Consider the following 22,711-nt stretch of genomic DNA (forward strand, 5'->3'; position numbering starts at 1 on the left):
TCCATGCAAAAAAAACAGATAATAATAAAAAAATAAAACAACTTTTTTCATTTTTACTCCTTTTAATGTCCTTAACCCTTTATTAAAAATATACTTATGCCGCCTCCATTTGTCAAGACAATTTTCTTTAATTTAACCAGATAGGTCCAAACATACTTACCACCTAAAGCAAATAGAGGTAATATCTATGTCTGAGAATGAGAATGATAGAAAAGAGAGTGGAGGCACCAACATGGAAGTGAAGAGAATAAGAAAGATAGTAGGGGCAGAAAACCTGAAAGTAGGTTTTCTGCCCGTTAAATCTTTCTCTTTCTCAAGGGCTGATGCAGCCCACATCCTCTTTTGCATATTCAAATCACTGGATTTGAATATAATAGGAAGACCCATAAAATTCCTAAAGGGATGGAGGCTGCATCATGGATAGTATATACCACACTTTGAGAAAATCAAACCCTGCAAGTGCAAGAATTTTGGTCAGAAAGGTTTTAGAGAAAAACAACGGCAATGTCTCAAAAACAGCAAGAATACTTGGCATATCAAGGGCTACAGTGAGAAGGGCAAGGGATGGAGAACTAAATGACTTATCAAGAAGACCAAAGAACATAAGAAAAAAGATAGGCTGTTCTCTTGAAAAACTCATTGTTGAAGAGGCAAAAAGCACAGGGTACAGATACAGGCTTCTAAGCTATTACCTAAAGAACAAATACTCCATAGAGATAAGCGAAAACACAATAAAGAAGGTTTTAAAGAGAAACAGGGTGAGGAAAAAGAAAATAAGGACTCTAAACAAAAACAGAAGGCATCTTTATGATTATGAACACCTGACGCCCTTTAGCCACCTTCAGATAGACACAAAACACATACTGGATGAAACATCTCTACCAAAGAGCGTGTATAGACACATAGAGAAATACGACCTGCCAAAATATGAATGGAACGCAATAGATGTAAAAACGAGAATGAGATTTACAGCTTACTCCCATACTCTTTCTGCATCCTTTGGATTTGCTTTTATCCTTTTTGTCGTACTGTGGTTAAAGCTGCACAATGTAAGGGGAAAAATAAACATAAGGTTGGACAACGGTTCTGAATTTGCATCCTCAAGCAGAAGAAAATTGGATGAATACAACGAATTCTTTTCAAAACTGAATGTAGAGTTAAAACCCATACCACCAGGTGCAAAACACCTCCAGGCTATAGTTGAAAACTCACACAGAAAAGACGATGAATCCTTGAATATAGTAAGGTTTCCAACCTTACTACTGGAAGATATCATAAGGGTGATAAGTATGTGTGGCCTATCTGGTTCATTTGTTGCAAAAAAATTTGACAAATTGTTCGGTTTGAATATACTTAGTTTCGCAAGCATTGCTCCCCTGTAGCTCAGCCGGTAGAGCAGGTGGCTGTTAACCACCGGGTCGGGGGTTCGAGTCCCTCCGGGGGAGCCATTTTGATGGCTGTTTCAAACTCATTCAATGTCTCCTTCCATCTTTCCCGCACAAGGGAGAAGGCAGGAAAAATAAAACTCTCTCTTTCACCTATTCTGGATTAATGTTCAAACCTACCTTCCCCGATCTAAAAAGGAAAAATTTTTTAAAAATGGATTTGATTTTTTGCTTTTATTTGCTATACCTTATCATGCAATATTAAAAGGTAGTAAACTCTGACAGGTTAAAAAAGAGTTAAACCTTTGATAGAAGGGTTTGAAGAAATAATGACCCATCAGGAGACAGCAAAATATTTAACAATAGGAAAATCTTTGTCTTATAAAATGGGGAAGGGAAGAAAAAATCCCGCCGTGAAAATTGCTAATCAATGGAGGTTTATAAAGGAAGATATTGATAGGTGGTTGCAGGAAATAAGAAATAAAGAAATTGTTTCCAACAAAGAAAAATAAATTTTTTTCTCTTTGCATTCTTTCTTAAAAGCCGAAAGTTTGAGGGCGGGGGAACTTTTTGGTATTTATGAAGATGCGGGCTTCTCCGCCACATTATTATTTCTGTATAACGTTTTGTGGGTATCTGAAGTCCGAGCCGATAGGCGAGGATTTGGGCGGAGTGCCAAAGGCACGGAGCCAGATACCCGCTTGTTAAGTGACACCGTTAGGGGCAAGGTGCGAAGCACCGCAGAGTGCCCGCCGTCGCCTGAATTTAATAATATTCAACTAATATTTCTAAATTTATTAACAAGTTTAAATGTTGCTTTATGTTCTTGGTTTTCAATATTTTATCTCCTTGAATAATATTTTCTGTTTATTGCAATCAATACTGAATTCTATATATCTTAAAGGTAAAATGCTATTTTTGCTATTAAAAGTCTTAAATGCTTTGATAAGTTCTTTATAGTTTTGTGTTGTTTTATCTTTTATTTCTCTCGAAATTATCATAGGCTCAATATCAGATGGACGATTTGGTAAATAATATTGTTCAATCCAATCAACATATCTTTGCAATTGTGTTACTATTTCGGGATAAGCTTCAACTGATTTTAGTTCAATAGGAACAACTTTCCTATTTTGATCGTTGATTGAAAGCATTATGTCAATTCTTTGCATCCCAACACCACAAGACACTTCATTTCCTATCCATTCTATTGTCTGATTAAGGAACATAGGAAGTTTTTCTAAATTTTGCAGTATATAAGCTTGAAGATGAACTTCAAACTGTTTTTTTGTACAGTATTTCTCAATTAATCTTGGTAAAATATTTATAATTTCTTTTCTTCCGTTATAACTGAAAAATTTAGTGCTAACTTCTATTTTCTGTGTAATTTTATTAAAAGTGTAACTCTGACCTTTTATACTTTTTCTGTTATTTTTATTACGTATTAAATTTATCAACCTTTCACTTTCATAGATTGTTATCATGGTATTACCGCGATTACCTTTTAGTTTACGATAAATTAAACTCCATAACATCTGGTTAGGTGAATGAATGTATTTTATTTCATCTAGGGCCTCCCACTCAGTAACACCTTCTGGATATACTTGATGTGGTTCAATTATTGTTCTAAAAGTTAAAGATTTACCTAAACTTGATTTTAAGAATTGTTTATTATCATTATTATCTAAAAATGAAGGTGCTTCTTTTACTTTGAAAACACCATAAAATTTACCTTCTCTAATTCCCTCCCTAAAATTTTGTTGCAAGTAAAATATTGCGTAATCACCAGTCCTAACCCTTTGACTATCAGCAATCATTCCTACTAAGTTGTTTTCAGTTTGAGGATTAAGAGAGCTGCTTTTTTTATTGTTAAAATCTATTTTATGCTCTTTTGCACCGGTGCCAGCAAACATATATTCTAAATGATATTTAAATGTAGTTGTATCTACAATAAATACATGTGTTGTTGCCATGGTTATCCCCTCTTTTTAAAAATTAATACATACTCATGCTTAAACACATAAAATCCTCCTACTAAAGCACGATATCTCCAAAGTTCTTTCTGATTCCTTTTTGCTCTTGTTTCTTCAAAGTTTTTCACTATTATGCTCTTTAATACAAATTTTTCTCTTTTTAAAACTTCATTCATTACATAAAACCCTAATGGGATCCATTCTCCTTTAGAATATTTATCGCCTATCACAATACCTAAATATCGTCCTTCTTCCAATACCGGTAGAACATTATCTAAAACTTTACCAAACATTTCCAAAAACTTATCTACTGTTTTCGCATTTGACAAATCGTCTGGATTATTACTAAATTTTATTATGTCATGGTATGGTGGGTGTATAATGACAAGCTGAATCTTTTTTACATTTTTTTCTTCCAGAATTTTTTTTAAGTCAATTTGTGTGCTATCCCCTGTAATAATATCAGTAGTCACATTAAACCTGTTCGGCTCTTTTTCTATCAATTTTTTTGCTTTTTCTACCACATCTGGGTTTATCTCTATTCCAATACCATTCCTACCTAACCTGCGACATTCTATTAATGTCGTCCCAGAACCAACAAGTGGATCTAAAACCCAATCTCCTTTTTTAGTATATCTTAACATTAATTGATGTGGTATCTGAGGAATAAAATTGCCCCAATACCAGGCATGGTGTGCTCCAGAAGTATCTCTTTTATCAAATATCCATAAGCTGTCTGTAATTATTTCATCATATTCTTTCCATCTATTGAGATTTATATCATTTATCTTATTCGTTTTAATCTCTGTCAATGCTTTTTTTAATCTATTTATATAATATCTTGTCCTTTCTAAAGTAAGTGTCTCCTCAATCTGCGTTAATTCATTTATTAAATAGTTATATTTTATTTCAATTGTATCGCCATTCTTGTCAATATTTAAAATACCAATTTTATCTTTATTTGTAGAAGTTAGATTTGATTTCAGTTCTTTTAGTTTTATCTTCAATTCTTGAATATTTTGTATTCTAATTAAATTATCTAAAATTTCTAAGAATTTTGATTTGTTAATTATAATGCTTCGATTTGAGAATGCTCGACTTTTCTCTTTAAATAATGTTTCTTGAATATGCTTCTTTTTCTGCATTTTTAACCTCTCCATAAAGTTATTGAAATTACTTTCTTTTTAAATCTTCCCAAGGCGACGGCGGGCATTTCACTTAACGTGTTGCGGGTATCTGAAGTCCGAGCCGATAGGCGAGGATTGGGGCGAAGGCGTAAGCCGTAGCCAGATACCCTCTTGTTGTCCGAGTGCGTCAGCACCGAAGCGAAGCGGAGAGTTCGGCTCGGCGGCATCAACATCTCTCCTTGAAAAAATCAATTATATCATTGATAATCTTCTTAAAGTGTTTTGTCTTTTCTGTTTCTTCAAATGGAAGAAACATGTATTCACCATAGTTAATTGCAAGTTTTCTTTTTACCATATCTAATTCGGCAGATAAATTTTTACCACTAAGGGTCTTATCCGTTGTTAATTTTAAGTTTGTATCTTTTACCCCTCATTCCGCACCTCTTTCTCCATTTATACCATAAAACCCCATATAATTACTACCCAATAGTTCCAATATCAGCCTATGCTTGTTTTCCAACCCAACAATCTGCTCTTGCCCATTAAGTAAGAGTAGATGTATAGCAAAGAAGTTCTCAAACACCCATCTTGCAGTGGGATTCTGAATGGGTTTGCCAAGTTGATTGGGAAAGGATTTGTTTTGATTTTTAAGCTCACTTCTTATTCTGTATTCCAAGGCAGAATAGACAAGCAAAGAGAGTGTCATTATCATAAGCATTGCTTCAATGCGTTTTGGGTTCTTTAGAAACATGGCATCGCTTAAAAACTCTGGTGATTTTAAGAACCTAAAGCCCCTTTCTATTCTCTGTTGAGATTTATACTCATCAAGCAGTTCCTTGGCAGACAGTGTCATATCATTGGTTGCAAGGATAAAAAGGCCACTCTTTTGGTTCTGTTTTTGTTTTAGGTATTCTTCATTTGGCTTGGTCTCTATAATCCAGTAGTATTCATAGTGGTCTGGTTTAGCATTTGGTTTTGGTCGTCCTCTTGTTTTGTATTTGGGCTTTGATATGAGTTTAGCCTCTGATATCATTATGCATTCTAACTTCTTTGTTTTTTCTTCAAATGCTTTTCTTGCATCAGCTTCACAGAAAAATGCTCTCTTTTGTAATTTCTCAATGAGTTTTGTTTCCTGTTTTTCTTTTTCTTGATACTCTTTCTTTATCGTTTTGTCCCCTCTTGATTTAGCATAACTGCTTTTGTATAAAACCCACTGTTGTTTCATTCCTTCATAATCTACTGTGTACTGGATAGCCTGATAGTTCTCATCAAGCTGAATAAATTCCTCTTCATTGTGGTTTTTGAGTATCTCTTTTGCCTGTTTTAGTTTCGATGGAACCCTTGAGATGAAAAGCATGTTGTTTTTCTTAAACTCTTCCATTGTTTTAGAACTAAAGAGGGCTGCATCGGCTATCACCTTTGTCTTTGTATTATTAGCATTCTTTAAAGAGTTAATATGCTCCTTTACTATATTGGCAAATGCCTGTGTATCTATTTTATTACCATCTGCAGGCTTCATCCATATGGGAATGCCTGCTTTGTGTTCTACTATAAGATTTAAAACCACCTGATTGAGCTCTGGATGGTGGTCTCTGCTGTATCCCTGGGTGATAAAGACTGGGGTTGGCTCATACTCTTCTTCTTTTCCTCCTTTTCCCCATTTTCCTTCACTGTTATTTCCCTTTTCTTCTTTTCCATTTCTTTCTTTTACTTTTCCTTTTTCTTTTTCTTTTTCTTCTTTCGTCTTTTGGTTTGGATACTTACCGTCAAGATGAAAGCTTGTGCTGTCTAAGTGTATGGTAGAGGGTGTAAGGTTCAGTATTTTGAGTGCCCTGCTTGCTATCTTTTCATACAGTTCACTTACGCCGTATTCAAAGAGCTTATCTAATGTTCTACCAAGTGCATCATCGTTGAACCAAGGGAAGTCAACATCCCTTCCGAATAATCTCTTTAGTGGTTTGTCTTTGAAGAAGAGAGGAGTTAGGTAGAGTTGCTTGTTGACATAACCAAGACCGTTAAGGATCATTGCCTTTGTTGCTTCGCCATAGCTTAGGTTCTTTGATTTGCTTGATGATGGTATTTCATCATCTATGGTTTCTGCTATCTTTAGTTCGTCTATCATACCAGCTATTAGTCCTAAGTGATCCATGTTCTTGATAACTGCTTTTTGTTGTAACATTTAAATACCCCCTCTTTTTAGAGGGAGATGTAAGCATTTTCTGTTCCGTTTATTCTAAGACCCTTTTCATTCTTTTACTCTGTGCATTTGGGTTTGGTCAAATAAAATAGAGGTTTGGGTGCGGAAAGGGGGGTTACTATTTGCAACCTATATTTTACTTTTTTTAAACATTTCGTTTTATTCTCAAATAATAATGATTTTCTAAGATCTTCTATTATCGGTTAATCTTTTTTTAACTAAAATATACCAAATAAAAATAAATAATCAAAGATATTTTCAAAAAATTTTTCCTCTTTGTGGCAGGTTCGAGTTGATTACATCATTCCAGAATAATAGAAAGAAAAAGGTTTATTTGCCCTGATTTTTATCTTTTGTGGATAAGTATGAAGAACACTTGATAAGTTCGAAATAGCTATTTAAATAGGGGAGCCATTTAGAGCTTTTAATGAAACCAACCTCAGAAAATCCTGAGATTGGTTTCATTTCAATCTTTTCATGGTGCCCCGAGCAGGATTCGAACCTGCGGCACCAGGATTAGGAATCCTGTGCTCTATCCTACTGAGCTATCGGGGCACAGATGCCATAACAGGCAGGCAACTTCTATAATATTTACCTCTTTTTGTCAAGTTTTAAAAGATGGTGGGCGGTACAGGTGTCGAACCTGTGACCTCTTGCGTGTGAAGCAAGCGCTCTTCCGCTGAGCTAACCGCCCTCTGTTTAAAAATTAATAGAAAAGCTTGACTTTGTCAATTATATTTATGGCTTATGTATTTTGGAGTATTAGCTGTTTTTAATTCCCTTTACGTACAAGATTGAATAAGTTGAAGGTATTTTTCCAGAAGATGAACTGAAGATTTCTTCATAGAGATTACAGAAGTTAACATAAGCCTGTTTTGTTACTCTTTTATAGCGCTTTGAGTATGTAGCACCGGTATTTTTATGTTGTTTTAGAAAATCCACAACCGAATTATAATAAAATGTATAATCTTTCCTTTCGAATTGCCATCTGAAGCCCCTTATTGATGTAAATAGTTCTTTATAGAAATTTTCACTTTTAAGACTATATGTATGACCGAAATTGGTTAGGGAGTATATGTGCTCCATTTCTGCAAAAGTGCCCTTTATGAAAATGGAAAAATAAACCTCACAACCTGATTTTGTTTCATTAAATAGCCTGGGAATTGAAATTTGCGGATTTTGTAGCCATTGCAATACACTTGATCCTACCATTAAATCAAAACTAAACGTTTTTGTTAGTGGCAATGACTCTATATCTGCGTTTACAAAATTTATCCTTTTCAGTCTTTCTTTGGCCTTTTGAAGGGATTTTAAAGACAAATCAATAGCGGTGTAGTTTTTGAATTTTACCTTTTTTATTAAATAATCGGTGAAAAGCCCAACACCTATACCAAGCTCAAGAATATTTTCGTAGTAGTCTTTTTCTATAAGGCGCACAAGTTTTAATGCTGCTATTCTTTGGATATTTGCATTTTGACAGTATGTAGTTGCAGCCTTGTCAAACGATTTTTTTAGTTGTGATTTCATAACAGATTTGGTTTATTGTGTTTTCATCTAAATAATGCGGTTTGTTATCCAGGATTATTGGTTTTTCTGTAATTCTAAAGGCTTCTTTAAATGGCACTATCCTATCTTTTTTTCCATGAACTACGTGAAGGTTGCTTGGATTGTGAGTTTCTTGAATCCTTGAATATTTCAAGAATTCTAGACCTTTTAGCAAAGATTCTTTATTGAATTCTATTGGTTTGTAGATTGCACCAGCTTTTTTCAAAAATGCTTCTAATACTATTTGAGGGTTTACTCTAAAGTTTTCAATCATTATGTCTAAAATCTTTTTATTGGTAAAATCCATAAAACATCTAAACGGAGAAATAAGAATTATATGACTGAAATTATCTTTTATCTTATCGATGTGTTTCAGCATTATATGCCCACCGGTTGACCATCCTATGATAATCTCTTCCTGGTTTTTTCTTAGATATTTAACAATATTTTCTTCATCCCACTTTCCATTAAACGGAACCAAAAAGGGAAAATTTTTGGATATGTTCGGGTAGAGATAGTCAAATCCAGCCCAACCCGATACAAAAATCACAGGTATTGCCTCATTTGCCCAAAAACTTCAATGATTTTATCTAATTCGTTATCTGTTATATCAGCCCGGAGTGATATTCTTAACCTGTCCGTGTTTTTTGGAACAGTCGGTAGTCTGATTGCAGGTGCATAAATCCCGTTGCTTATAAGAAAATTTCTTAATCTGAATAGTTTTTCTCTGTTTGGTATTATAACTGGTATAATCTGGCTTTGCGAATTTAGAATATCGTAGCCCATTGCTTTTAGGCTTTTTCTAAGTTTCTCCGACATAGAAAGCAATCTTTTCGATAGTTTATCATTTTTCTTTATGAGTTTTAAAGCTTCAAGATTTGAGGCAATAACAGAAGGTGGAAGGCTTGTTGAATAGATAAACCCCCTTGCTTTGTTTATTAGGTAGTCTATTATGAGTTTTGAGGAGCAAACATAAGCCCCGTATGAGCCTAAAGCCTTGCTGAATGTACCCATATTAATATGAATTTGCTTAACTAAGCCCAATTCATGCACAACTCCTCTTCCATGACCAAAAATACCTGTTGCATGTGCCTCATCTACCATCACCAAAGCACCATACTTGTCTGCTATAGCTGCTATCTGTCTTAGGTTTGCAATATCACCGTCCATACTAAAAACGGTATCTGTAACAATTAATTTTTTGGGCGTTTGGCATTTTTTTATGAGTTTTTCTAAATGGTCTATATCGTTATGTTTGTATCTTATGTGTTTTGCTAAGGATAATCTTGCACCATCTATTATACTTGCATGGTTTAGCTTGTCTGAAAAAATTGTCCACTCTTTATCACAAAGGGCAGGAATTACAGAAACATTTGTCACATAACCACACCCGAAGACAATACATTTCTGGTATCCTTTAAAGTTGGCAATTTCTAGTTCAAGTTCATCGTATAAGGAGTAGTTACCCGTGACTATTCTTGATGCGGATGATGAACATCCAAATATTGAAATTCCCTCTTTTGCTTTTTCTATTAACCTTTTATTTTTTGATAAACCTAAATAATTATTCGATGATAGGTTTAGGCACTTTTTTGCGTTGATTGTTATATATTTTTCTGCACCGGCATCTATTTGCGGAATCGAGCGCAAAAGATTATCTTTTTTTAACTCTTTTAGTTTATTTTCAAAAAAAGACTCATAACTCATACCAAGCTTAACCCTATACTGTTTATATCTTCTAAATCTGAATCTACATTGAAGCCCTTTGTGGTTAGGTAGTCTCCAACCATCAATCCAGATGCGCCGCAGTTTAAAACCCGCTTTTTACTTTTTGGTTTAAATACAGTGTTTCTTCCACCGCAAATACGAATGTGCTTATCAGGCAAGATGAATCTGTAAATCGCTACTATTCTTAATGCTTCTTCTTCTGTTAAGATAGGTTGACTCTCAAGAGGAGTAGATTTTATAGGGTTTAAAAAGTTTATTGGTATGGATGGTACATTGAGTTCTTTTAAAGTCATTGCAAGTTCAATTCTATGCTCCCAGTTCTCACCTACACCGAATATACCACCGCTACAAACATAAAGCCCAATATCTACGGCCGTTTTTATACTTTCTATGTCCTCTTTGTAATCGTGTGTCGTGCAGATATTTTTAAAGAAACTTTCTGCAGTTTCTAAATTGTGATGAAGCCCTTCAAGTCCAGCTTTTTTTAGCCTTAAAAGTGTTTCTCTATCTACTATGCCAATAGATACATCCGGTAGAAGATTTAATTTTTTCACTATTTTTATTGCTTCTTCTAGTTTCTCTAAATCTCTTTTGGAGGGTGATTTTCCGCTTGTAACAATGGAAAATCTTTTAACGCCTTTTGCTTTTAATTTCTTTGCTTGTTCATATATGTTTTTTACTTCTATGAAGTCGTACTCTTTAATGTTTGTTCTATAATGTGAAGATTGAGCGCAAAATTTGCAGTTTTCCGAACACTTTCCGCTTTTTGCGTTGATAATTGAGCAAAACTCTACAATTGATTTAAAAAAATGATTTTTTATTCTTAAGGCAGCTTTACAGATCTCGTTGAGGTTTGGATATTTAATCAAGAAGAATAACTCATCTTTGGACAAACTCTCTTTTTTTATTGCTTTCTCTATTAACTTGTTAATCATAATTGCTCCTAAAATTAAACATCTTTTGTTGAATTTTAAATTAAATTGTGTTATTTTGCAAGAAAAAGTTAACTTTAAAATTTATGGAGGTTAACAATGAAGTTTAATCCAAGAAATTATCTTATTTGGCATCCATGCACCCAGATGAAAGACCATGAAGAATATCCATTGATAAAAATAGTAAAAGGCGAAGGGGTTTATCTATATGACGATAAGGGTAATAGGTATATAGATGCAATATCCTCATGGTGGGTTAATATTCTGGGTCATTCCAATGAGAGATTAAACGAGGCATTGAAAAGGCAGGTTGATAGGCTTGAGCATGTGATATTTGCAAACTTTGTCCATGAGCCGGCATTAAAATTGACTGATAAGCTTTTGAGGATTGCCCCAAAAGGCCTAAGTAAGGTGTTTTTTGCCGATAATGGTTCAAGTGCTATAGAAGTGGCGATGAAAATGAGTTTTGGCTATTTTAAAAATAAGGGCAAGATAAAAAACAAGTTTGTGTATTTAGATTGTGGATATCATGGTGAAACTTTGGGCGCATTATCTGTGTGCGGTGAAGAACTTTACAGTCAGATGTATAAAGAGATAATGATAGAAAATATAAAAGTGAAAGGACCAGATTGTTTTAGGTGTCCATTTGGCAAAACAAGGGAGAACTGTAATGTTGAATGCTTTAGTTTTATGGAAGAGGCTTTAGTTAGGAATAAAGACACGATAAGCGCTGTTTTGATTGAGCCTATTGTTAATTGTGCTGGTGGATTTAAAATATATCCTCCTATTTATCTAAAAAAACTAAGGGATTTAACACAAGAGCTTGACATACACCTTATAGCTGATGAAATAGCGGTGGGATTTGGAAGAACGGGAAAGATGTTTGCCTGTGAGCATGCAGGAATTACGCCCGATTTTATGTGCCTTTCAAAGGGTTTGACAGGTGGTTATATGCCATTATCTGTGGTTTTGACAAATGATGAAATCTATGATACCTTCTATGGAGATTATGTGTCGTTAAAAGCATTTCTTCATTCACATAGTTATACAGGAAATCCTCTTGGGTGTGCCTTGGCGTCTGAGGTGTTAGATATATTTGAAGAGGATGATTTGCTAAATAAAAACAGGTCCAAACAGGATCGCCTAAAAAATAGGGTTATCGAGAAATTCTCAAACTATAAATACTGCGGTGAGGTAAGGTCTATCGGTTTTATAACGGCTGTTGAGCTTGTTAAGGACAAAATCACCAAAGAGCCATTTAATTGGAAGGAGCGTTTGGGTTTTAAAATTTACAGAAATGCACTTAAAAAGGGCGCACTTTTAAGAAATTTAGGTGATGTAATCTACTTTATGCCTCCCTATGTAATAACAAAAAAGCAGATTGATGAATTGGTTAACATTGCATTTGATAGTGTTGTGGAGGTATTAGGTGAGTAGAAGGATTATGATTTTCGGCTCTAATACCGGAGTAGGCAAAACAGTTTTTTCTGCACTCTTATCCGATGAATTAAAAGGTAAGGGCTATAAAATAGCATATATAAAACCTATACAGACAGGCTATCCAAACGATGATGATTCAAAATATGTAAGAAATATAACGGGCTTATCCGAAGAAGATGCTTTTTGTATCCTAAAAGAACACAAACCTGTAGCACCGGCTGCCATTTTTGAGAGTATACCGATTGATGAAATAGATAGAGTTTTGGGCAGGTTTGATAATTACGATTTTTTGGTTATTGAAACAGCAGGCGGAATTTGCTCTCCTGTGGACAAAAGACTTTTAAATTTCCATCTTTCTAAACTGCTAAAAGTGGAATATAATGTTATAGTGATACCACATAGACTTGGTTGTATAAATGATGCTTTGTTGGTGGATTATCTGGCTAAAAAAGAAGGAATCGATTGCTGCTTTGCCATGAACGATTTTTTTGAGTCGAATATACAACAAAAGAATATAGAGCTTATAAATTGGTTTAGCGAAAATAGGGTGTGTTGTAGATTTAAAGACAAGATAGAGTGGCTTTATGAGCTTATGTAAAAAAGTAATTATTTTTTCTTGACATCCAAGAAAGTTTAAATATAATATTTAGCAATTAATAAAAATTGAGGTAGTAATGCTTAAGACGATTTTTGAGGTTCATGAGAAGCTAAAACCCCAAATAGAGAAGAAACTTTTAGAATTTAAAATGGTTTGGATGGATTCTGATGAGAGAATTTTAGAGGAGTTACTATTCTGTCTTTTAACTCCACAATCAAAGGCCGAAAAGGCTTGGCAGATAATCGAGGATTTGGAAGCAGAAGGAAAATTGCTTGATTGTGATGAAGATGAGTTAGCTGAGAGGTTTAGAGGTGTTAGGTTTAGAGTGAATAAGGCAAGGTATGTAAAGGAGGCATTAGAGAAGTTTGTAGAAAAGGGTAAGATTACTTTGAAGTCTAAACTGTCTAAATTTAGCTCTCAAAAAGAGGCACGAAAGTGGTTAGTTGACAATGTTAAGGGAATGGGGTATAAAGAATCAAGTCACTTCTTGAGAAACATAGGGAAAGGAGAAGAGCTTTCAATATTAGACAGGCATATCTTAAGGGCGCTTTTAAGCGTGGGCTTAATAGATGCTATTCCGAAAACAATTACACCAGATAGGTATCTTGTGTTGGAGGAAAAGATGAGGGAGTTATCCAATAGAATTAATATACCTTTAGCTCATCTGGACTTTGTTTTATGGCAGATTCAGACAAATAGGATATTTAAATAGGAGGCAGCAATGGATTTAAAGGCAATGCATAAGTTAAGTTATGGAGTTTATATAGTATCATCATTAAAAGATGGAAAATATAACGGCCAGATAGCAAATACCGTATTCCAGATATCATCTAATCCTGCCAGTGTAGCTATAAGTATAAACAAGCAGAATCTAACGCATGAGTTCATAGAAGAATCTAACCTGTTTTCTGTTACTGTTTTAAAACAGGAAACCCCCATGAAATTTGTAGGTAGATTTGGATTTAAATCTGGTAGAGAAATAGATAAGTTTGATGGCATAGATTTTAAGGTCATAGACGGTGTTCCTGTAGTGGTAGAAAATGGTGTTGCATACTTAATAGCTAAGGTAGTGGATAAGATTGATGCTTTTACTCATACTGTATTTGTGGGCAAGCTTATAGATGCCGGTATATTAGACAAAGCAAACCCAATGACTTATGCTTATTATCATGAAGTAAAGAATGGTAAATCACCCAAGACGGCTCCAACCTATATAGAAGAAGATAAGAAAGGAATTAAAGATAGAGGAGGAGAGATGAAGAAGTACAGATGTATTGTATGTGGATATATTTATGATCCACAATTAGGGGATGAGGAAAATGATATAGAGCCCAACACGCCATTTGAAGATTTACCTGATGATTGGACATGCCCCATATGCGGTGCATCAAAGGAAGATTTTGAGGAGGTAAAAGAGGATGATTAAAAGACTCAAGGAGGGTGTTTACAATGTCGGTGCCATCGATTGGGATAGAACCCTTTTTGATGAAATAGTGCCAACCCCACAAGGTACAAGTTATAATGCTTATTTAGTTATTGGAAAAGACAAAACGGCTTTAATTGATACGGTTGAGCCTCAGAAGTTTGATGAGTTAAGGAAGAATTTAGAGGATCTCGACGTTAAAAAAATTGACTATTTAATCTCAAACCATACTGAGCAAGACCATTCAGGCAGCATACCTATGATACTGGATATGTATCCAGAGGCTCAACTGATAACCAACGAGAAGTGCAAAGGCTTTGAGATGGATCTACTTCACATCCCTGGGGATAAATTCACCGTAATAAAAGAGGGGGATGAGATTGATTTAGGTGGCAGGACACTTAGGTTTATTATGACACCATGGGTTCATTGGCCTGAGACGATGAGTACATACCTTGTTGAGGATAAAATACTCTTTAGTTGTGATTTCTTTGGCTCACATGTGGCAACATCCTATACCTTTGCCAAATATTACGATAAGGTTTATCATGAGGCTAAAAGATACTATGCAGAGATTATGATGCCATTTAGGAATTTTATCGAGAAAAATATAAAGAAGGTTGAGGCTTTAGATATTGATATGATTGCACCAAGCCATGGCCCTGTTTTTGATGATCCTGGGTACATTATAAATGCATACAAAGAGTGGATAGACCCTAAGCCGTCAAACATGGTCTTGATTGCTTTTGTTTCGATGCATGAAAGCACCAGAAAGATGGTTGAGTTTTTAGCCGACGAGCTTGAAAAGAGGGGTGTTGATGTAAAGATAAGAAATTTAACCACATCAGATGTGGGTGAGATAGCAATGGATTTGGTTGATGTGGCAACCATTATTATTGCAACACCAACGGTGCTTGCTGGAGCCCATCCCAATGCGGTATATGGGGCATATCTGGCTAATGTTTTAAGACCTAAGGCTAAATTTGCAGGCATTATAGGTTCGTTTAGCTGGGGAGGCAAAGCTGTTGATGTTATAAAGTCCAACCTTTCCTCTTTGAAGGTTGAGTTGCTTGAACCTGTATTGCTTAAAGGTTTACCCAATAAAGAGGGTTATGAGAAGCTTAAGGAGTTTGCTCAGCTGATTTATGAAAAACACAAAGAGGCGGGACTGGTAAAATGAAGAAGGCTATAGATTTTTGCTTACCGGATCATGAAAATAAGCAGCACTGCCTTGATGAATTTAAGGGTAAATGGATTGTGCTTTATTTTTATCCCAAAGACAATACAAGCGGCTGCACCAAAGAGGCGGTTGAGTTCTCTCAGAAGAAGGATGCATTTGATAAGTTTGATGCTGTAATTATAGGTATAAGCAAGGATTCACCAAAATCACATGCTAGATTCATAGAAAAGCACGATCTTAACATACTGCTTTTGAGCGATGAGGAGCATAAGGTTTTGGAGGCCTATGGTGCCTGGGGCAAGAAGAAGAACTATGGTAAAGAATATTACGGAACGATAAGGAGCACATTTTTGATTGACCCTGAATTGAATATTGTTAAAGGGTGGAAGAATGTACGCGTCAGTGGACATGTGGATAAAGTTTTGCAGGAGCTTGAAAATCTCAACAACCAAACTATTAATAAAACTGAAGCGGTAAGTGAAGAGAGTGTTATTGAGCTTCTTAAAGATAAACCGCTAAAGACAAATGATCTTGCTAATATGCTAAATGCGGATAAGAAAGAGATTGAAAAGCTTATAAGAAAACTAAAGAAAGAGGGCAAAATAGAAAGCCCTAAAAGATGTTACTACCAAGCTAAGGAGGTTTAGGATGATTTCTAAAAGGATGGAGGAAGCGCTGAACAATCAAATAAATGAGGAGTTGTATTCCGCTTATCTGTATCTGTCCATGTCTGCGTGGTTTGATTCTATTGGACTGAAGGGTTTTGCCAACTGGATGATGGTACAATACAAGGAGGAGACAGATCACGCTATGAAATTATTTAATTATTTAGCAAGACAAGGTGCAAAGATAGAGCTTAAGGCAATTGCTGAACCACCTAAGGAGTGGAAGTCCCCTCTTCATGCAATGGAGGAAACCCTGAAGCATGAGCAGCATATAACTAAATGCATCAACGAACTTGTTGATTTGGCTGAAAAACTGAAGGATAGGGCAACATACAATATGTTACAATGGTTCGTCGATGAGCAGGTTGAGGAAGAGGAGAACGATAGGGATATAATCGATAAACTCAAACTTGTTGAGGATAGCAAACACGGGATTTTGCTTGTGGATAAAGAGTTGGCCCAAAGGCAGTATACACCCGAGGTGTAAAAAATAAAAGGAGGTGTCGTTATGACGCAGAAGTTACAGGTATGGAAGTGTGATGTTTGTGGCAATATTGTCGAGGTAATTCATGAAGGTGCTGATGCATTGGTGTGCTGCGGTCAGCCTATGAAACTTTTAGAGGAACAGACAGCCGACTCATCCACAGAGAAGCATGTTCCTTTTATCGCAAGAGAGGGAAATGCTTATGTGGTTAAGGTCGGCGAGAATCAAGCTCATCCTATGGAGGAGAAGCACTATATAGAATGGATTGAGCTCATAGTAGATGGCGTTGTTTACAGGAAGTTTTTAAAACCTGGAGATGCGCCTGAAGCAAGATTTGAAGTTCTTGAGGGTAAAGAGGTTTCTGCAAGGGAGCTTTGCAACATCCACGGTTTGTGGGCAAAGAAATAGGGCAATAAAAAAAGGGAAGCTTTATGCTTCCCTTTTGACTCTTTTTTAACTAACCTTTAGGCTTTGATGTCTATTAGACTTCCTATCATTTCGTTTTGAGCCCTTATAACATTAACATTGGCTTTGTTTTGATCCTGGTTGCTTATCTGGTTTACCATCTGATCTGCGAGGCTTACATTATTGCCGTTTCTGTTGGGGGCTGCTTTTGATACTGTGGTTTTGGCTTCAACGCCACCACCCTTGGCTTCTTGATTGATAACATTTACCTGCTTATAGTTTTTTGTATTTATATTAGCTACATTGTTAGCCGTAATATCCTGCCTGTAAAACGCATTTTTAATTCCGCTTAACGATGTATTTATGTTCATAAGCTCACCCCCTTTTCTTTTTCACTTTTTAATAAACTTAACTCTTTTTGTTGTGAATTCAATGGGGGATTTTATTTTTTTAGGCTCTCTATAACTATCTGGGCTGCTTTTTTGCCTGAATTTAACATTCCGCCGAATACAGGCCCCATTCTGTGAGAACCACTTACAGCAACTGCAGCCATGCCAGCCACTATTAGGCCTGGATATACCTCTTGAGTTTCCTCAATGGTTGACTGCTCTCCAACCTCAGCCCACATAGGTTTTTCACCAATCACAACCCCTTCAGGTGTATTAAGCTTTATTCCTCCCTTGCGTGTTAAAATGTTGGCTATATCTGCATCATGTCCTGTAGCATCGATTACGTATTTGCTTGTTACTACCAACGGATCTACAAGTAAGCCTGCCATATTAACAGTAGTCCAGCCGACAACGAGGCCATTAACCCTGTATTGTCCGTCTATCTTTTTAAATACGACATCCTCAACCTCTATAGCATTAAAAATCTTTGCACCTGCTTTAACGGTTTTTGATATGAGAGTGGTTGTAGCTTCTATAGAATCCGCCGTGTAATAGCCATCTGTGTATTTTTCGTAGTTTATGCCGAATTCGTCTAAAATTTCCCTTCCTATCTCCTGTACGACTATTTCATTAAAAAGCATTGCGCCGCCCCACATGCCGCCGCCAATGGTTAGCCTCTTATCAAATATAGCCACCTTTATATTGGCTTTTGCTAAATAGTATGCGCAAACCAATCCTGCAGGGCCACCACCAACAATGGTTACATCACACTCAAGGTAGTCAAGTAGTTTATTCATATACCTTTCTACTATGGCTCTTGAGATAACTCTTTCGTCTAAATTATTCATAAGATTCACCTCCTAATTTCTTCCTACATAATAAATGTGGTCTGGTAACTCAACCTTGGTTATTGTATATTTTATTAGGTTTTTGTGCCTTGAAATTATCAGGCCTTTTTTTGTTTTGCTTATTGGATGCATTTGCATTTTTAAATCCCTTTCAAGGTAGAAAAATAACCTCAAGTTTCCATCATCAGTCATAACATACTTTGGTCGTTCTTGCAAAACAATTTTTGCTATTTTATGACCGAAATTTCTGTAGTTGGTGTAGTATGAGTAAAGATAGTACTTGTATGTTGTCTCAAAAAGAAATTTTAACGAAACAGAAAAGGCTATTAAACCAAGAAGTAGAGCGAATGATTGGGTAATGTCCTTTTTTAGTGCAAGTAATCCTGTTATTGCAATTATTAAACCGACTATACAACCAATATAGCTTGGGTTTTTTATAAACTCCCCACAGAATATAAATCCAATAAAAAAGAGTAATATTTCAAATATTAAAACACCTCTAAGTAATTTTTTGAAGTTCACTATTCCTTCTAAATATTCAAGCTCATAGTATAATATACCAAGAATAAATGAAGCTATGCCAAAAAGGACAAGCGTGTATCTAATTCTACCATCTGGCAAGATTGCGTATACTAAAAAATTGGGTATAAATGCAGCCAAAAAGAAATCAAACAGTCTTTTTATTTGAGTTTCATTCTTTAATATCTCTCTAAATTCCAACCTGATACGTTTGTCCAAAAACAACAAAAGAGTAGCAGAAAATGGTAGGTAGTGAATAAAGAAACTTACAGGAAAGAAAAGAAAGTGGCCAACAACATCTCTTATCCGTTCTATGCTTAAAACCCTGTTTCCAGATGCCTGAAGGATAAAGCCTAAGGCATAATTGAGTCTGTGTATGTCGCCTTTTGATACCAGTAAAAGCCAGCCTAAAAATAAACCAACAATGAACAGACCACCCAATATTGTGTTTTTGGATAGTATGAGGCTTTTGTTCTTTCTTAATATGGCAAGGCTTATAAGCGTAAGATAGAAGTAATGAAGGGCAGGTAGGCCTTTGGTAAGCAGGGCTAACGCTGCAAAAACGCTCCCTGTGAATGTTTTTTCATGGAATATGCAAACCATTGAAGCAAATAGCAAGAACGAAAAAAACATATCTGTTTCTGCAAGCATACCATAGTGAAAATAGGCTATATACGATAACCCAAAAGAAAAGGCCCCAAATATGGCGGCCTCAAGTCCAACTGCATCTTTTAATGAAAATAGTATTAAAAGGAGAATGCCAAACATGGATAAAACGGACACAGCCCTTGCTGAAAACTCATTTTCGCCAAATATTTTAAAGAATAAGGCTATAACTATGTTGTGCAATGGGGGTTTTCTAAAGTAATCCCTTCCCAGCACATGGGGTGTTGCATAGTCATGTGTATAATTCATCTCAAGTGCTATGATAGCCCTTCTTGGCTCTTCATGTTGAAAATACATCCTGCCCAAGTTGTAAAAGGCTGCAATCAGGTATATAGAAAAAAACAGAAGAAGGTGTTGCTTAGATATTCTCATCTATCAACTCTTTTAGTTTTTCTGCTGCTATTGTGGCGTTTTTGAAGTGATTCTCGAATATAATGTCCGCATATCGTTCATACAGTGCTGTTCTTTCTTTGTACATCTCGGCTATCGTTTGGTCTTTGGGTTTTGCTAATCCCCTTAAGCTATAATCACCAAGCCTCTTTTTTATCTCTTCAAAGCTCACTTTTATGTAAACAACGAGACTTACATTTTTTAGATACTCCATAGCCTTTTTTGAATACACCACACTGCCGCCGGTTGATATGATGCTGTGTTCCGGGTTTAGTGATAGTATAGTTTCCTCTTCGATCTGTCTTAGCTTTAGATATCCTTTACTATCCACTATTTGTTGAAGGGTTCTTTTGGTGTTGTTTTGTATGATTATATCTGTGTCTATGAAGTTGAATCTCATCATCTTGGCCAATATTACGCCTATGCTGCTTTTGCCTGAAGAGGGCATGCCAATCAAAGATACATTCATGCGCCCCATTTTAACCTTTTTCTTGAAAAATGGCAAAATTCATATAAACTAAAAGGCGGTAAATTTGGGAGGTGTTTGGTATGACTTACGATGAGGCAAGGAGTCTCCTTGAGACATACACAAAAAGTGAAAGCCTTTTGAGGCATGCAATCTGTGTTGAGACTGCTATGCGATGTTATGCTAAAAAGTTTGGAGAGGATGAAGAAAAGTGGGCTATTGTAGGTCTATTGCATGATTTTGACTATGAAAAATACCCGGATGAGCATCCATACAGGGGCGCGGAGATCCTGAAGGAAAAAGGGCTTGATGAGGATATGATAGAGGCTATTTTGGGCCATGCAAATTACACAGGTGTTGAAAGAAAAACATTGATGGCAAAGACACTGTTCGCCGTGGATGAGTTAAGTGGCTTTCTTTATGCGTATGCTTTGGTTAGACCCACCAAAAACCTAAAGGATATAAAGCTAAAGTCGGTTAAAAAGAAGCTGAAGGATAAGGCATTTGCCAAGGGTGTAAACAGGGAGGATATAGAGCTTGGGGCAAAAGAGCTTGGTGTTGATTTGGGCGAACATATACTGTTTGTGGCTGAATGTTTACAGAATAACGCAAAAGCAATAGGACTTGAGGAATAGAAAGGAGAAGGGTTATGGCTGAGATGATTGCAACGAACGAATTTAAGAGGGGTGTTAAACTTGAGATAGAAGGCGATCCTTATGAAATTGTCGATTATGAGCATGTAAAGCCGGGAAAAGGACAGGCCTTTGTTAGGGTTAAGCTAAAGAATCTAAAAACGGAAAATGTGGTTGAGAAGACCTATAAGTCTGGAACAAAACTGCAGAAGGCCGAAGTTGAAGAAAGGATGATGCAGTATTTATATAAAGACAACGACGGTTATCAGTTCATGGATTTGAATACCTATGACCAATACTCGATTTCAGAGGATGTTATGGGTGATGCAGCCAAGTTCATACAGGAGAACAAAGAAGCAACCGTTATGCTTTACAACGGCTTGCCTATCGGTGTGTCTTTGCCGAACTTTGTTGAACTTAAAATAGTTGAAACAGAACCTGGTTTTAAAGGCGATACTGCAGCAACAGGCACAAAGCCTGCAACATTGGAGACAGGTGCAGTTGTTCAGGTGCCGTTCTTTTTAAAGGAAGGCGATATTATAAAGATAGACACACGAACGGGAGAGTATGTAGAGCGCGTTAATAAATAATGAGAGTTTTAACAAACCCATTTTTTCTTCTAATCTCCATTGCTCTTGCGCATTTTGTTAATGATTGGTATTCGCTTTTAATAGCGCCGGCGATTCCTTTAATTAAAAAATCCTACGGCATAAACTACCTACAATCGGGCATGCTTCTAAGCGTGCCCTATTTTCTATCTGCTATTTTACAGGCTCCGATTGCCCATTTCTCTGAAAACTACGCAAAAAGGAAAACGGTTCTTATAGGCGGTTTTTTGATACTCTCTTTATCCTATCTTCTGTTTTATCTGTCCAATTCCTACTATTCAGCTCTTTTTGCTACTATTCTTATAGGTATAGGGCTTGGGACATATCACCCACAGGGTATGGGGATCTTGAGCAGTGTATTTAAAGAAAAGAAGGGTATGGCCATAGGATTAAACGGTGTGGGTGGTGCATTGGGTTATTTCTTTGCTCCCATCTCAATGGGTTATCTGTTGTCCCTATATGGCACAAAAGCCTTTTTGATTGTGTCTATACCGGGATTTGTTATAGCTGTTATACTTTTTATCTTTGTAAAAATAGAAGAGCAACCCATAAAAACATCGTTTAAAAGCACCATAACAAAAGACCTGCTTATGCTTGGCCTTGTTGCGATTGTTATACCGTTTTTTTCAAGGGGTATCTCATCCTTTTTGCCTGCGTATTTTTATGCTAACGGGTCAAATATATTGGATGCCAACCTGAAGGCTTCGGTTATGTTGCTTGCGGGCCTTATAGCTCAACCTTTGGGTGGTGCCATATCGGATAAGATAGGGAGAAAACAGACTATTTCTATCAGTTATTTTATGATGGGTGTGTTTTTGGCTTTGTTTATATCAAAGCCCAGCTTGATTTTTCTGTTCTTTATGGGGTTTTTTATGTCTCTTTCCATTCCCGTTAGACACGCTTTTGCGGCTGAGGTTGGCGGTAAGAAGGTAAACTCAAATATTGCTGTTGTTTTCGGAATGGTGATGGTGGGTTCATCTATTGCTCCCAGCATTGTTGGAGCTTTGGCAGACCATTTTGGATTTAAGGTTGCCTTCGGTTTCAATGTGGCGATTGCAATAGCAGGAAGCCTGCTCGTATGGGCGATTAAAAAACCACACAAGCAGGCTTAGGT

General features: G+C 36.1%; 24 protein-coding genes, 3 tRNA genes and 1 pseudogene. 15 read left to right on the forward strand and 13 right to left on the reverse strand.

The genetic code is table 11. The features are described from left to right. The first annotated feature begins 187 nt into the window (after positions 1–187). The 4 genes and pseudogenes from HIPMA_RS02065 (at position 188) to HIPMA_RS02080 (ending at position 1,897) form a co-directional block, all read left to right on the forward strand. A complete protein-coding gene (locus HIPMA_RS02065) occupies positions 188–424 on the forward strand; it encodes a hypothetical protein (RefSeq protein ID WP_013681416.1) in 237 nt (78 codons plus the stop codon). After that, a pseudogene (locus HIPMA_RS09040) lies at positions 417–1,229 on the forward strand (helix-turn-helix domain-containing protein); the annotation flags it as partial. The gene HIPMA_RS02065 and the pseudogene HIPMA_RS09040, both read left to right, overlap by 8 nt. A 143-nt stretch (positions 1,230–1,372) precedes the next feature. After that, positions 1,373–1,448 (forward strand) — tRNA-Asn (locus HIPMA_RS02075). Between the two features lie 242 nt (positions 1,449–1,690). Then, positions 1,691–1,897, forward strand: a complete 207-nt coding sequence (locus HIPMA_RS02080; RefSeq protein ID WP_013681417.1) for a helix-turn-helix domain-containing protein — start codon at positions 1,691–1,693, stop codon at positions 1,895–1,897. Between the two features lie 321 nt (positions 1,898–2,218). Here HIPMA_RS02080 and HIPMA_RS02085 read toward each other — a convergent pair whose 3' ends face one another. The 9 genes from HIPMA_RS02085 to bioB form a co-directional block, all read right to left on the reverse strand. After that, positions 2,219–3,355, reverse strand: coding sequence for a PDDEXK family nuclease (locus HIPMA_RS02085; RefSeq protein WP_013681418.1), 1,137 nt, complete (start codon positions 3,353–3,355; stop codon positions 2,219–2,221). A 2-nt stretch (positions 3,356–3,357) separates the two neighbouring features. After that, a complete protein-coding gene (locus HIPMA_RS02090; protein ID WP_218915359.1) occupies positions 3,358–4,515 on the reverse strand; it encodes a TRM11 family SAM-dependent methyltransferase in 1,158 nt (385 codons plus the stop codon). 397 nt (positions 4,516–4,912) lie between these two features. Next, the gene (locus tag HIPMA_RS02095; protein ID WP_013681420.1) at positions 4,913–6,661 is read right to left on the reverse strand and encodes an IS1634 family transposase; all 1,749 of its coding nucleotides are present in this window, start codon (positions 6,659–6,661) and stop codon (positions 4,913–4,915) included. A 496-nt stretch (positions 6,662–7,157) separates the two neighbouring features. Then, positions 7,158–7,234 (reverse strand) — tRNA-Arg (locus HIPMA_RS02100). Between the two features lie 64 nt (positions 7,235–7,298). Further along, positions 7,299–7,373, reverse strand: a tRNA-Val gene (locus HIPMA_RS02105). Positions 7,374–7,441: 68 nt separating this feature from the next. Then, positions 7,442–8,206: a methyltransferase domain-containing protein gene (locus HIPMA_RS02110; protein WP_013681421.1), complete on the reverse strand. Its 765-nt coding sequence runs from the start codon at positions 8,204–8,206 to the stop codon at positions 7,442–7,444. Further along, positions 8,178–8,774, reverse strand: coding sequence for an alpha/beta fold hydrolase (locus tag HIPMA_RS02115; protein WP_013681422.1), 597 nt, complete (start codon positions 8,772–8,774; stop codon positions 8,178–8,180). Before HIPMA_RS02115 ends, HIPMA_RS02110 begins: the two co-directional genes overlap by 29 nt. After that, complete coding sequence (gene bioF, locus HIPMA_RS02120) at positions 8,771–9,931, reverse strand: 8-amino-7-oxononanoate synthase (RefSeq protein ID WP_013681423.1); 1,161 nt, start codon at positions 9,929–9,931, stop codon at positions 8,771–8,773. Before bioF ends, HIPMA_RS02115 begins: the two co-directional genes overlap by 4 nt. Next, a complete protein-coding gene (gene bioB / locus HIPMA_RS02125) occupies positions 9,928–10,887 on the reverse strand; it encodes a biotin synthase BioB (RefSeq protein WP_013681424.1) in 960 nt (319 codons plus the stop codon). The genes bioF and bioB overlap by 4 nt, the downstream gene beginning before the upstream one ends. A 96-nt stretch (positions 10,888–10,983) precedes the next feature. Between bioB and bioA the strand changes: the two genes are divergently transcribed. The 8 genes from bioA to HIPMA_RS02165 all read left to right on the forward strand — a co-directional run bounded on the left by bioA (position 10,984) and on the right by HIPMA_RS02165 (position 17,082). Then, positions 10,984–12,321 (forward strand): adenosylmethionine--8-amino-7-oxononanoate transaminase, encoded by a 1,338-nt coding sequence (gene bioA / locus HIPMA_RS02130; RefSeq protein WP_013681425.1) that lies wholly within the window; start codon positions 10,984–10,986, stop codon positions 12,319–12,321. Then, positions 12,314–12,922 carry a dethiobiotin synthase gene (gene bioD / locus HIPMA_RS02135; protein ID WP_013681426.1) on the forward strand — a complete coding sequence of 203 codons (609 nt, stop codon included), beginning with the start codon at positions 12,314–12,316 and terminating at the stop codon, positions 12,920–12,922. The genes bioA and bioD overlap by 8 nt, the downstream gene beginning before the upstream one ends. Positions 12,923–12,998: 76 nt before the next feature. Beyond that, positions 12,999–13,634, forward strand: coding sequence for an N-glycosylase/DNA lyase (locus HIPMA_RS02140; protein ID WP_013681427.1), 636 nt, complete (start codon positions 12,999–13,001; stop codon positions 13,632–13,634). 9 nt (positions 13,635–13,643) lie between these two features. Further along, positions 13,644–14,348 carry a rubredoxin gene (gene rd, locus HIPMA_RS09855; protein WP_013681428.1) on the forward strand — a complete coding sequence of 235 codons (705 nt, stop codon included), beginning with the start codon at positions 13,644–13,646 and terminating at the stop codon, positions 14,346–14,348. Then, complete coding sequence (locus HIPMA_RS02150) at positions 14,341–15,525, forward strand: FprA family A-type flavoprotein (RefSeq protein WP_013681429.1); 1,185 nt, start codon at positions 14,341–14,343, stop codon at positions 15,523–15,525. Before rd ends, HIPMA_RS02150 begins: the two co-directional genes overlap by 8 nt. Further along, positions 15,522–16,172, forward strand: coding sequence for a peroxiredoxin (locus HIPMA_RS02155; RefSeq protein WP_013681430.1), 651 nt, complete (start codon positions 15,522–15,524; stop codon positions 16,170–16,172). The genes HIPMA_RS02150 and HIPMA_RS02155 overlap by 4 nt, the downstream gene beginning before the upstream one ends. Before the next feature lies 1 nt (position 16,173). Further along, positions 16,174–16,677 (forward strand): ferritin, encoded by a 504-nt coding sequence (locus HIPMA_RS02160; protein WP_013681431.1) that lies wholly within the window; start codon positions 16,174–16,176, stop codon positions 16,675–16,677. Between the two features lie 21 nt (positions 16,678–16,698). Further along, positions 16,699–17,082: a desulfoferrodoxin gene (locus HIPMA_RS02165; RefSeq protein WP_013681432.1), complete on the forward strand. Its 384-nt coding sequence runs from the start codon at positions 16,699–16,701 to the stop codon at positions 17,080–17,082. Between the two features lie 56 nt (positions 17,083–17,138). Here HIPMA_RS02165 and HIPMA_RS02170 read toward each other — a convergent pair whose 3' ends face one another. The 4 genes from HIPMA_RS02170 to HIPMA_RS02185 all read right to left on the reverse strand — a co-directional run bounded on the left by HIPMA_RS02170 (position 17,139) and on the right by HIPMA_RS02185 (position 20,360). Then, positions 17,139–17,450, reverse strand: coding sequence for a flagellar basal body protein (locus HIPMA_RS02170; protein ID WP_013681433.1), 312 nt, complete (start codon positions 17,448–17,450; stop codon positions 17,139–17,141). Between the two features lie 71 nt (positions 17,451–17,521). Beyond that, positions 17,522–18,316 (reverse strand): sulfide-dependent adenosine diphosphate thiazole synthase, encoded by a 795-nt coding sequence (locus HIPMA_RS02175; RefSeq protein ID WP_013681434.1) that lies wholly within the window; start codon positions 18,314–18,316, stop codon positions 17,522–17,524. A 12-nt stretch (positions 18,317–18,328) separates the two neighbouring features. Next, on the reverse strand, positions 18,329–19,873 hold the full coding sequence (locus tag HIPMA_RS02180; RefSeq protein ID WP_013681435.1) for an ArnT family glycosyltransferase: 1,545 nt from the start codon (positions 19,871–19,873) through the stop codon (positions 18,329–18,331). After that, positions 19,860–20,360: a shikimate kinase gene (locus HIPMA_RS02185; protein ID WP_169309462.1), complete on the reverse strand. Its 501-nt coding sequence runs from the start codon at positions 20,358–20,360 to the stop codon at positions 19,860–19,862. Before HIPMA_RS02185 ends, HIPMA_RS02180 begins: the two co-directional genes overlap by 14 nt. An 80-nt stretch (positions 20,361–20,440) precedes the next feature. Between HIPMA_RS02185 and HIPMA_RS02190 the strand changes: the two genes are divergently transcribed. Genes HIPMA_RS02190 through HIPMA_RS02200 form a run of 3 tightly spaced genes read left to right on the forward strand, consistent with a single transcriptional unit; the run spans position 20,441 to position 22,709 of the window. Next, on the forward strand, positions 20,441–20,992 hold the full coding sequence (locus HIPMA_RS02190; RefSeq protein ID WP_013681437.1) for an HD domain-containing protein: 552 nt from the start codon (positions 20,441–20,443) through the stop codon (positions 20,990–20,992). A gap of 23 nt (positions 20,993–21,015) precedes the next feature. Then, positions 21,016–21,579, forward strand: coding sequence for an elongation factor P (gene efp / locus HIPMA_RS02195; protein ID WP_041324200.1), 564 nt, complete (start codon positions 21,016–21,018; stop codon positions 21,577–21,579). After that, positions 21,579–22,709, forward strand: coding sequence for an MFS transporter (locus HIPMA_RS02200; RefSeq protein ID WP_013681439.1), 1,131 nt, complete (start codon positions 21,579–21,581; stop codon positions 22,707–22,709). The genes efp and HIPMA_RS02200 overlap by 1 nt, the downstream gene beginning before the upstream one ends. Positions 22,710–22,711 lie beyond the last annotated feature (2 nt).

Origin of the sequence: Hippea maritima DSM 10411 (assembly GCF_000194135.1) — a bacterium.
GTDB lineage: Bacteria > Campylobacterota_A > Desulfurellia > Desulfurellales > Hippeaceae > Hippea > Hippea maritima.